The organism is Paenibacillus profundus, from assembly GCF_021369635.1.
Lineage (GTDB): Bacteria > Bacillota > Bacilli > Paenibacillales > Paenibacillaceae > Paenibacillus_B > Paenibacillus_B profundus.
Map to the genome: position 1 here is coordinate 71308 of NZ_JAJNBZ010000025.1, position 11339 is coordinate 82646.

Annotated in this window: 12 protein-coding genes and 1 other RNA gene; 12 read left to right on the plus strand and 1 reads right to left on the minus strand. The window is 49.1% G+C overall.

Annotated features, from left to right (window positions below; genetic code table 11):
• Positions 1-203 precede the first annotated feature (203 nt).
• From LQV63_RS23075 to LQV63_RS32130, 5 genes are all read left to right on the plus strand, one after another.
• Positions 204-1457, plus strand: a complete 1254-nt coding sequence (locus tag LQV63_RS23075) for a UDP-N-acetylglucosamine 1-carboxyvinyltransferase (RefSeq protein WP_019421208.1) — start codon at positions 204-206, stop codon at positions 1455-1457.
• 284 nt (positions 1458-1741) lie between these two features.
• Entirely contained in the window at positions 1742-3040 is a 1299-nt protein-coding gene (rho, locus tag LQV63_RS23080; RefSeq protein ID WP_019421209.1) for a transcription termination factor Rho, read from the plus strand.
• Positions 3041-3105: 65 nt separating this feature from the next.
• Positions 3106-4377 (plus strand): radical SAM protein, encoded by a 1272-nt coding sequence (locus LQV63_RS23085; protein ID WP_233698457.1) that lies wholly within the window; start codon positions 3106-3108, stop codon positions 4375-4377.
• A gap of 141 nt (positions 4378-4518) precedes the next feature.
• Positions 4519-4716, plus strand: coding sequence for a 50S ribosomal protein L31 (rpmE, locus tag LQV63_RS23090; protein ID WP_019421211.1), 198 nt, complete (start codon positions 4519-4521; stop codon positions 4714-4716).
• 223 nt (positions 4717-4939) lie between these two features.
• The gene (locus LQV63_RS32130; RefSeq protein WP_407672954.1) at positions 4940-5137 is read left to right on the plus strand and encodes a hypothetical protein; all 198 of its coding nucleotides are present in this window, start codon (positions 4940-4942) and stop codon (positions 5135-5137) included.
• 100 nt (positions 5138-5237) lie between these two features.
• On the opposite strand, the gene LQV63_RS23095 is transcribed toward LQV63_RS32130, so the two are convergent.
• The gene (locus LQV63_RS23095; protein WP_233698458.1) at positions 5238-5543 is read right to left on the minus strand and encodes a hypothetical protein; all 306 of its coding nucleotides are present in this window, start codon (positions 5541-5543) and stop codon (positions 5238-5240) included.
• Positions 5544-5574: 31 nt separating this feature from the next.
• Here LQV63_RS23095 and ffs point away from each other — a divergent pair.
• The 7 genes from ffs (at position 5575) to LQV63_RS23130 (ending at position 11053) form a co-directional block, all read left to right on the plus strand.
• An RNA gene (gene ffs / locus LQV63_RS23100) (signal recognition particle sRNA large type) lies at positions 5575-5842 on the plus strand.
• 264 nt (positions 5843-6106) lie between these two features.
• Positions 6107-7255 (plus strand): ATP-binding protein, encoded by a 1149-nt coding sequence (locus tag LQV63_RS23105; RefSeq protein WP_019421214.1) that lies wholly within the window; start codon positions 6107-6109, stop codon positions 7253-7255.
• Between the two features lie 138 nt (positions 7256-7393).
• Complete coding sequence (gene dnaX, locus LQV63_RS23110) at positions 7394-9154, plus strand: DNA polymerase III subunit gamma/tau (protein WP_026011038.1); 1761 nt, start codon at positions 7394-7396, stop codon at positions 9152-9154.
• Positions 9155-9193: 39 nt separating this feature from the next.
• Positions 9194-9505: a YbaB/EbfC family nucleoid-associated protein gene (locus tag LQV63_RS23115; RefSeq protein WP_019421216.1), complete on the plus strand. Its 312-nt coding sequence runs from the start codon at positions 9194-9196 to the stop codon at positions 9503-9505.
• A 136-nt stretch (positions 9506-9641) separates the two neighbouring features.
• Positions 9642-10241 (plus strand): recombination mediator RecR, encoded by a 600-nt coding sequence (gene recR / locus LQV63_RS23120; RefSeq protein ID WP_019421217.1) that lies wholly within the window; start codon positions 9642-9644, stop codon positions 10239-10241.
• A gap of 263 nt (positions 10242-10504) precedes the next feature.
• Positions 10505-10786 carry a DUF2508 family protein gene (locus LQV63_RS23125; RefSeq protein WP_233698459.1) on the plus strand — a complete coding sequence of 94 codons (282 nt, stop codon included), beginning with the start codon at positions 10505-10507 and terminating at the stop codon, positions 10784-10786.
• A gap of 3 nt (positions 10787-10789) precedes the next feature.
• A complete protein-coding gene (locus LQV63_RS23130; protein ID WP_233698460.1) occupies positions 10790-11053 on the plus strand; it encodes a pro-sigmaK processing inhibitor BofA family protein in 264 nt (87 codons plus the stop codon).
• Positions 11054-11339 lie beyond the last annotated feature (286 nt).

The following is an 11339-nucleotide window of genomic DNA, read 5'->3' on the forward strand; positions in this document are numbered from 1 at the left end:
AGATGTCATTCGACATCGAATCTTACGTTCACTCTCCAAGAGCATATGTTTCCGAAGCAGTTTTCTTGCGAAAACTTGTACTTCTCGGTGCCGAAAAGTGACTTTTTGAATGTGAATTATTTTTTGGGATGACCATATTTCAATATTAAGCATATGGATGAGCCGGCTATCATCAGCACGGTGTGGGAGGAACTCAGCTTGTGATGGAAAAGTTAATGATTTGCGGCGGGCGGCCGCTATGTGGCACCGTTCAGATTAGCGGAGCAAAGAACAGCGCGGTAGCGCTTATACCTGCAGCAATATTAGCAGAGAGCGAAGTTGTGCTCGATAACATGCCTGAATTAAGCGATGTCGCAACCTATGGCGAAATTATTACCGAACTCGGCGGGCAAGTCAGCCGGGAGGGAACCAGCCTGCACATTAATCCTTCCCACTTGATCTCCATGCCGATGCACAACGGCCCCGTCAAGAAATTACGGGCCTCCTATTACTTAATGGGCGCATTGTTAGGACGATTCGGAGAGGCGACGATTGGCATGCCAGGCGGGTGTAACTTCGAGCCCCGTCCGATTGATCAGCATATTAAAGGATTTGAAGCGTTAGGAGCGACGGTAACGAATGATCATGGCTCCGTTCATATTGTTGCGCGCGAACTGCGCGGCGCGAAGATTTATTTAGATGTAGTCAGCGTTGGTGCCACGATTAATATAATGTTGGCGGCCTCACGGGCTAAAGGCACCACTATCATTGAAAATGCGGCAAAAGAGCCTGAAATTATAGATGTTGCCACTTTGCTCAACGCAATGGGGGCGCGAATTAAAGGTGCGGGTACGGAAACGATTCGCATTGAAGGGGTAGATGGTCTTCACGGCTGCCGCCATTCGATTATTCCGGATCGCATTCAAGCCGGAACGTACATGATCGCGGCTGCGGCTACGCGTGGAGATATTTTAATAGATAATATTATTCCGAAGCATTTGGAAGCTCTTACGGCCAAGTTGGAGGAAATGGGCGTCCAGATTGTAGAGGGCGATGAATCGCTCCGTGTCATCGGCGGTGTCGATTACGAAAGCATTGACGTGAAAGCCTTGGTGTACCCTGGCTTTGCCACGGATCTGCAGTCTCCGATGACTAGCTTGCTTACACAGACTAGAGGGGTTAGCATGCTGTCCGATCTCGTATATAGCAATCGCTTCAAGCATGTTCCCGAATTGCTGCGCATGGGCGCGAAGATTCGCGTGGAAGGTCGTTCTGCTGTTATTGAAGGAACGAAGCTGAATGCGGCGAAAGTAAGAGCGTCGGATTTGCGGGCTGGCGCAGCGCTAGTTATTGCAGGCTTAACGGTGGAAAATGACGTAACAGAAATTACGGGCGTGGAGTATATCGATCGCGGATATGATAACTTAGTGACGAATTTGCGAATTTTAGGTGCAGATGTATGGAGGCAAACGGAATAAATCAGTTGTTTCGGGGTAAAAATAGGGTAATAATAGATTAATATTAGATTAGTTACCTAGAACACTGGCACCTCCTTTCTACGAAAGTCAACCGTCATGCGATATTACGCTGCTTGTTCCTGGTCAAAAGAACTCATCTGCTTTCAGTCCACTTTTTCTTTCCCGGTGAAATGACCAACCTTCGTATGCACAAGGTAAGCACACCGCTATTTCTCATTTTTATTTTCATAGGACTTATCCATCTCACATCACATGCATTTATGAACAGAATAGGAGTTGTATTCATGGAGTTACAAATTTCCGATTTGGAAACGAAGAAGCTGACCGAGCTATATAAGCTGGCAAAGCAATTTCAAATTGCCGGCTACGGTCAGATGAAGAAAAAAGAATTGATTTTTGCTATTTTGCGCGCACAAGCGGAACAAGGCGGATATATGTTTATGGAGGGCGTGCTGGATATATTGCCTGAAGGCTTTGGTTTCCTGCGGCCTATCAACTATTTGCCAAGTTCGGAAGACATTTATATCTCGCAATCTCAAATCCGTAGATTTGATCTTCGAACCGGTGACCTGGTGTCCGGTAAATGTCGTCCACCGAAAGAGAATGAGCGTTATTTCGGTTTGCTGCAAATTAATGCCGTCAATGGAGAGAAACCGGAAGACGCAGCTCAGCGTCTGCACTTCCCTGCATTAACTCCTCTTTATCCACAGAAGAAGCTGGTGCTTGAAACGGCCCCGAACAAAGTTTCTACACGGATTTTGGATTTGTTAGCCCCTGTAGGTCTTGGTCAACGCGGACTTATCGTCGCCCCGCCTAAAGCTGGTAAAACCTTGCTTCTCAAAGAAATTGCCAACAGTATTTCGGAGAACCATCCTGACATCGAGTTGTTCGTATTGCTTATTGACGAGCGTCCGGAAGAAGTGACTGACATGCAGCGCTCGGTAAAAGGCGAAGTAGTCGCTTCCACATTCGATGAGGTGCCTGAGAATCATATTAAAGTAGCTGAGCTGGTGCTTGAACGCGCATTGCGCTTGGTGGAGCATAAGAAAGACGTTGTTATTTTGTTCGACAGCATCACTCGTCTGGCGCGGGCTTACAACTTGGTCGTTCCGCCATCCGGACGGACGCTGTCCGGCGGTATTGATCCGGCTTCCTTCCATCGTCCGAAGCGCTTTTTCGGATCGGCGCGCAATATTGAAGAAGGCGGCAGCCTGACCATTCTTGCGACAGCATTGGTAGAGACTGGATCACGTATGGACGACATCATTTATGAAGAGTTTAAAAGTACAGGCAATATGGAGCTCCATCTGGATCGCAAATTGGCTGAACGCCGCATCTTCCCTGCGATTGACATTCGCCGCTCGGGCACGCGCCGCGAGGAAATGCTCTTGACGAAGGAAGAGCTTGATAAGCTGTGGGCGATTCGCAAAAATATGAATGAAACGTCTGAATTTGTGGATCAATTCCTGAAAAAGCTGCGTGATACGAAGACGAACGAAGAATTTATGGCTTCTTTGGACACGAACGGCAACGGAAGCGGCGGCTCTCCGACGCGCCGGACGCGGAGCACCTCGGTCAGCTAGGAAGACGATGGCAAATGTGACGCTGTGGAATGACGTGAAGCATGAATGTAGGAGGACAAGGTTACATGTATTTAGTTTATGCGGATAGTGAAGGCAACATCTTTGATCACCCCGAATACATCGGCCTCGCCCGCAGTGGTGACATGATCGTTGAAATATTTGAGGACGAGTTGATTCCGCTGCCGGAAGGAGCGACGCTTGTCGGACTGCCTTGCACGCGTCCGATCGGATTGGACCCGGATACGGGAGAGATGGTCGCTCTGCCGGGAGACGTGCAAGCGGTTGGGGCGCTGCTGCCGCAGGGCTATACGCGTCTGCATATTCCGAGCTACGTGAAGACGGATAAAGAGCAGAAGCTCCCGCTCTTCGGCTATACGGCGGTCGTCTGGCAAGATGGGAGGTTCTATGCTGCAGCTCATTCGACGGATGATCCGCACAAATGGGATCCTTTGAATTGCGATTCAGGCGAGCTGCGCGTTCAAGTGGACCAGTTGCTTACGAAATATCCGGATAACCGGCTATATCAGCACTTGTCGCATTGCGCCTTGCAATACGAATGCTTGACGGCATCCAATACGTTCCTGAATCGCTGGGAAGGTGCTGTTCCGGTATCCTATTCCTGCAATGCCGGTTGTTTTGGCTGTATTTCCGAGCAGCCGGATGACAGCGGATTTCCAGCCCCGCAGACGCGGATGAACTTCAAGCCGACTGTCGACGAATTGGTGCAGATTATGCTGGAGCATTTGAAGACACCGGAATCGATTATCAGCTTCGGCCAAGGTTGCGAAGGTGAGCCGTCCACGCAGGCGAAGATTATCGTCGAAGCGATGCGCGAGGTGCGCCGCCAGACGGATATGGGGTATATCAACATCAATACCAATGCTGGCTTGACCGACCATATACGGGCTATAGTCGATGTAGGTCTTGATTTGATGCGTGTGAGCACCATCAGTGCGCTTGACGACCATTACAATGCTTACTACCGGCCACGGGCGTATACACTTCATAATGTGGAGAAGTCGTTGCGCTATGCATCGGAACAGGGCGTATATACGTCGATCAATTATCTTGTCTTCCCAGGCGTAACCGACCGGGAAGAAGAGATTGAGGCAATGGTGGAGTTTGCACGGCGGACGAAGCTTCGTCTCATTCAAATGCGTAATTTGAACATTGATCCCGAGAGCTATCTTGCGCTCATTCCGAAAGCGCAGGGCGATGTTCTCGGCATGAAGCAGATGATAGATATTTTCCGTGACGAGCTGCCTGATGTCGTTATCGGTTCTTATACACATGTGCCTCCGGCGGAGTTGGCGCGTGTGAAGTCATACGCGAAGTAATAGGTGGATCGGAACTGGAATCGACTGACTGGAAATGTCAAAATAACATTGCGTGTATAAATCAAACATGCTATAATCCACTCATGTGTCTATATAACTCTGAGCACGCAAAGGGCTCAGGGCGGAGAGAGGTGAATTCAAGTGAAAGAAGCAATTCAACCGAAATATCACATCACGACAGTATCTTGCGCATGCGGTAACACGTTTGAAACAGGTTCCGTTAAGGAAAACCTGAAAGTAGAGGTATGCTCCGCTTGCCATCCGTTCTTCACGGGCAAACAGAAGTTCTTGGACGCTGGCGGTCGTGTGGATAGATTTAAGAAGAAATACGGCATCTAATGCATATGTGTTTAATGTGAACTCCCTTACTGGCAACAGTCGAGGGAGTTTATTTTTTTGCATATATTTGTGCCGGTGCACACACCGATTCGCACAAAATGTCAAAACGAATGAAGTCCCCACCTTGTATGATGGAAATGTAAGTCCTTATCGAATTGCAAAAGGAGGTGCAGCCGTGTGGGAATGAGCTGGACAGGACTCTTTTACGCGCACGTTCAAGCGGATTTATGGGATGACGCCGCACCAATACCGAAAAGGATTTCGCATGTTTCATCGCATAGAGGAGGGAATGAAAATGATTGACGAACATCAGGAACAACCAATGCCGTCCAATCCCCTCGCGCGCCGCATAAAGCCCCTGAAGGCTGGATGGTTACGGGGCTGTATCCTCATGAGTATCAGACCGGCATCGATCGAGTGAATGTGCACCGGGGGAAGGCCGGAGGGGCATACGGACTGTTGCAGCTGACGCGGAGGACGTTTCCTTCGTGGGGGTAGCCTGAACAGCCAGACATCAACCTTCATCTGGCTTGGCTCAGCGTCTTCGTCGTGTGCAGCGTCGTTATCGGTCTCGGCTGGTTGAATTTCGTTGCCGTCTCCCGTAAGGTGCGTCTTGACGCATCTGGGTCTGTTTTGCCGCCGGCTGGACGCTGGCAACGACGTGCGCTGCGCAGTGGATCTATCCAAATGTGGGGCTGCATGTCGGGGTTGGCGTTATAAGCGCTGCCATATGCATACTGCTGCGTGGTTGGAGAGATGATGATGTTCAAGCGGAAGCCGAACCTGTCCGCAGCGACACGATTGTTAACAATTGACTTTAGTTGCACTTTCGCCTCAAATAGTCTATACTAGGTTTTGCCGTGCTAGATGGGGAGGTAGCGGTGCCCTGTAACTCGCAATCCGCTGTAGCGAGATTGAATTCCTGTTAGAGGTTTTGTCGATGTGGGGTCCGGTATTTGCGTTTGGTGTTGACGGTCGGGTCCTTCGCAATGGGTGCCTATGAATCTGGTCAGGTCCGGAAGGAAGCAGCCATAAGTAGGAGAGCTCATGTGCCGGAGGGAAGCCTGACCCGAGCTGATACGCAGAAGTGCCGCTCGGATCGCAATTATCAATAACAGGTGCACGGTTTTCATATTACAAGAGAGACACCGAATGATTCGGTGTTTTTTTATTTTACAATTATTATGAATATATGCTCATATATAATAGATGGAAGCAGGAATATAGACCTTATTCGGCGAAAGAAATATATAATAGCAAAGAGCGCGGACAAGCGGAAACGGCATTACCAGCCCATCTCGGTGGTCTGCTGCCAATTTCTGCAACAATAATCAGGCAAGTATAATTGCGAGAGAATGAAACTTGCGCTTATTAGCATTGAGGTGAGTCTATGACTGAACCAACGCCACATTCGGGTTCGCTGAAGCCGATGTCTCCTTCTTCTCCCAGTGAAGAGAGGCATGAAGGAGGACATGGTGAATTAAACCTGCTGCAACAGTTTGCCGGCGCCTTTTTGCGAGATGTGAATTTAGGAATTCTGCTTCTGGATACACAGTTTCGATTGGTGGACATCAGCGAGATGGCTTGCCATGTCCTTGGATGGGAACGCGAACAGGCGCTGCAGTGTCGGGTCAATGATCTGTTCGGGGACATGCCTACCGAGCATCATCTGGTCCAACGCGCCCTTCTGGAAGGGGTTGTCGTACGCAATCATGCGGTCTCATGGCGCAACGGCAATGAGCGGTATGAACTGCTCCTCGATTCCAATGTATTGCGTGATGCGCAAAGTGAAATTGTCGGCGCCTATGTTCTCTTCAAGGATGTATCCAATCTTCGTTCGTTGGAGGAGCAGGTTCAACGAAGCGACCGTTTGGCTATGATTGGACAGATTGCGGCGGGGACTGCGCACGAGATCCGCAATCCGCTCACTTCCATTAAGGGATTTCTGCAGATGTTCAAGAAGACGCTGCATGAGAAGGGGATGGGCAAGGAAGTTCACTATACCGAGATTATGCTGACGGAAATCAATCGAATTAATGAGCTTGTAGGAGAATTTTTGCTGCTGAGCAAACCGAAGCACGTAACCATTGAGCGGGTGGATTTATATCAGGTCATGAATGATATCATGCCGATTATTCGCAGTGAAGCCGTCCTGCACGGGGTTCACGTTCGCTATGCCGCGGATGAGACGATGCCGTTCGTCGTAGCGGATCGGGAACTTTTAAAACAGGTATTCATCAACATCGCGAAGAACGGTATTGAAGCTATGGTTGATGGTGGAACGCTTACGATAACGGTCAAGCGGGATGATGCGGGCAAGCGCGTCCTGATCGACATACACGATACAGGTCCTGGTATCCCTTCCTTTCTTATCGACAAAATCTTTGATCCGTTCTTTACGACCAAGCAGAATGGAACTGGGCTGGGCCTCTCGGTTTGTCAGCGCATTATTCACGACTTGGGCGGCACAATTCGCGTCGCATCTAAAGGCTTTGGCACGACGTTTACACTATCGGTTCCATTTCAACCTGTTGGCTGAAATGCCGATGTCTATCCGTAGCAATGGACAACTGAATAAACTATAGGCAGTCTTCCCAAGTTTCCAAAGAGAGGAAATGGCTGTTTTTTTAGCGGTTGTGATATAGTATAATAAGAAAAACGTTTTCGAGGTTGCATCATGGGTCATATAGCATTGTATCGCGCATGGAGGCCACAGTCATTTCATGACATGGTCGGACAACAGCATATTATTCAAACGCTGCAAAATTCGCTGCGGGAGCGGCGTTTTTCGCATGCGTACCTGTTCAGTGGACCGCGTGGAACAGGGAAGACCAGTGCCGCGAAAATACTGGCGAAAGCCGTAAACTGCGAGCAAGGGCCTGGCCCAGAGCCTTGCAACGCTTGTGAAGCGTGTCGGCGCATCACCGCCGGTTCCGTGATGGATGTGGTGGAAATCGACGCCGCTTCCAATCGGGGCGTGGAGGAAATTCGCGATCTTCGCGAAAAAGTAAAGTATGCGCCAACTGAAGTGCGCCATAAGGTGTACATTATTGATGAAGTTCATATGTTGACGACGGAAGCTTTCAATGCGCTTTTGAAGACGTTGGAGGAACCGCCGGCTCACGTCATGTTCATCTTGGCGACGACGGAACCACATCGGTTGCCAGCAACGATTATATCCCGCTGTCAGCGTTTCGATTTCAGAAGGGTAGCGCTTGATGAGCAGGTCGCTCGCTTGGAGCAAGTCTGTGCGGACGAGAGCATTCAGGCCGATCAGGAGAGCTTGACGTATATCGCGAAGCTGTCTGACGGCGGAATGCGCGACGCGATCAGCTTGCTGGATCAAGCCGCCTCGTTTACCGACGGACAAGTTACCTATCAGCAAGTGCTGGATATAACAGGCGGGATGCCAGAAGAGCAATTCGCCGAATTGGCCCAGGCGGTTCAAGCCGGGGACGTGGGAACGATTCTAATGGTAATCGAGCGACTGATGCAGGAAGGGAAGAGTGCGGACAAGTGCATGGAAAGCTTGCTCTACTTTTTCCGGGACTTGCTTATGATGAAGATGGTGCCGAGCGGGGACGCATTGACGGATCGCCTAACGAGGGTCGAAGTCTTTCGTGACTTGGCCGAGACGTTTGCGGCCGAACGGCTGTTCCAGATCATTGACACGTTGAACCGATATCAGACCGACATGAAGTTTGCGGTGCAGCCGCAGACCTTGTTTGAAGTCGCACTGCTTCAGCTAGCGGCGCAAGGCCAGTCGTTCTCACCCGGTCACACGGGCGCTTCGGGATTGCAGGATACAGGCTCGGCGCCACAGGGAACGGCGGAACAATCTTCCTCTGTGCAACATTTGCAGCGTCAAGTTGCGTCTTTAGAAGCGAAGCTTGATCAACTTCTGAAGTCAGGGGCAGCGGTCAGCAGCCAGCAAGAACCTGCTGCTGAGCGTACGCAAGCAGCTACCCGGTCTTCCGGCCGTGTGTCGCGACTTGCGAATAAGCCGCCTCAGTTCGAACGATATATCGCTGACAAAGACAGTTCTGAGTTCGGCCGTATTCGTGGAAATTGGGGGCAGGTGCTGCAGCGTGTAAAAGAAGCCGGGGTGACGATTCACGCATGGCTTGTGAACGGAGAACCAGTATCGGCGCTTGAAGATCGAATTCTGGTTGCTTTTAAAAACACGATTCATCGGGATACGACCGAGAAGCCGAATAACAAACAGGTCATTGAACGTGTTCTGTCTGACACATTCGGCAAGCCGTATCAACTTGATACGATGATGTTGAAGGACTGGGAGGCTGCGGAAGCTCGAACAGAGGACAGGCAGGAACCTGATTTTCAGTTGGAGCCCGAAGGTCAAGAACCGTCCCGGGAACCATGGATTGACGAGGCTATCCAAATGTTTGGAGAAGACCTTGTTGTCATAAAAGATTAATTCATTTATTCTAAGTAGAAAAAAGGAGAATTCACGGCGATGAACAATATGAATCAAATGATGAAACAAGTTAAGAAGATGCAAGAACAAATGCTGAAAGCTCAGGAAGAATTGGCTGAAAAGAAGATGGTTGGTACTTCTGGCGGCGGCGCAGTAACGGTAGAGGTTAACGGCCACAAAAAAGTGCTGAGCATTGCCATCAAACCTGAAGTTGTTGATGTGGAAGACATCGAAATGCTGCAGGATCTCGTTATTACTGCAGTTAACGATGCTCTTACCAAAGCGGAAGATTTGGCGAACGACGACATGGCTAAATTCACAGGCGGAATGAAAATTCCTGGCTTGTTCTAAATCTAGCAAATGAAAGGCATATACCACTGCGGTATATGCCGTTCTAATCTTTATGGAAACGGCGCTGCCCCTTACGGGGGCCGGCCGTTTTCCGGTTATGTCATCATCATAATGTCATCGTAAAGGGGAGCCCGCATTGTATTATCCAGAACCGATTGCGAAGCTGATCGATGCGTTTACCCATTTGCCGGGTATCGGGCCAAAGACAGCGGCTCGTCTTGCGTTCCATGTGACCCGTATGCCTGAGGACGACGTGATAGACTTCGCCAAGGCGCTTGTTAACGTAAAACGGAATTTGCATTATTGTTCCGTCTGCTGCAACATAACTGATGTCGATCCTTGCCGTATCTGTCAGGATAAATCGCGTGACGCGTCTATTATGTGTGTGGTTCAGGAGACGAAGGATTTGGTCGCTATGGAGCGGACGAAGGAATTTATGGGCTACTATCATGTACTGCAAGGTGCGATTTCTCCAATGGAAGGCATAGGACCTGAGGATATACGTCTCGCGGAACTGTTGAAGCGTCTTAGCGACGAGCGGGTCAAGGAAATGATACTCGCTACGAATCCCAATATTGAAGGTGAGGCAACGGCGATGTATATTTCGCGTTTGGTGAAGCCTTTTGGGATCCGGGTAACGAGAATTGCGCATGGCTTGCCTGTTGGCGGTGATTTGGAGTACGCGGATGAAGTGACGCTGTCCAAGGCGTTGGAAGGACGACGTGAAATTCAATAATTATATTAAGCATAACGCGATAGCCATTAAGGGGTTATGCCGCTAGGCTGTTGAGAAAAGTCTCTGAGAAATCAGAGGCTTTTTTGATCTGTGTTTTGGAAAGAGCATCTATAAGTGCATGGTCGAAAAAGGTTGCTTTACAGCACCGAGAAGCCATATTGGTCAAAAAGGGCTTTTTGAATAACCTCTATAAGGTTGCTTATTACCTGTTCTACCCTTGTCCGCTCCTCCATAAGTATTAATGAGGAATCTCTATGGGAGGGATGACACCTTTGCTGAAAATAATAAAGCAGTGGTTGGCAGGCCGGCAGGACAAGCAGCGGTATAGACATATACAATCCGAGCAGGAACAGCTGATGGAGGATATTCGTTATGCATACAAGGAGTGGGAGCGAGCTTGGTTTTGTTTTGAGCACGCACTTGGTGAAGATGAGGTGGACTATGCCATCTTTTCGTTAGAAGCAGCAGAGAAGCGGGTTGGCATGTTATTAAAAAGGGCGAAGAAAGCCAATATCCATGCGCTTCGCCTAGGAGAGGTGTTGTAGCGTATGAAGCTGTTAATGATGGGATTGCTAGTTATTTCGATGGTGGCATTGCTTATTGTCTTATTGCGGCAAAGGTTTGCGTGGAAGGGGCTTTTCATCTTTTTGCTTCATGGAACTGCTGCTTTTGTTCTACTCTATATCGTTAATTCGACGGGGTGGATTGCCGGAGTTCATGTGCCAACTAACCCGCTGACACTGGCTGCTGTTGGGTTTCTTGGGGTCCCTGGCTTGGCCTCGATCATTTTCTTGAAAATGGTATTAATTTAATGGTTGACGCATGCCTATAGATGTGATAAATTAATAAACGTCGCTTCTAGCGAAAGACACAAAATGAAACAAAAAGTTGTCGAAAGACAACGAAAAAAGTTTTAAAAAGTGCTTGACACTGAAGATGACGCTGTGATATATTATAAAGGTCGCTGCTGAACGCGGCGGCGAAATAAAGCGAGTCAGAATTGAGGCTTTTGAGTCTTGATTATGTAAGCTTAAGATGATTGCTCTTTGAAAACTGAACAACGAGTGAAACGTTTGTGTAATAGAGGTTAACAACCTC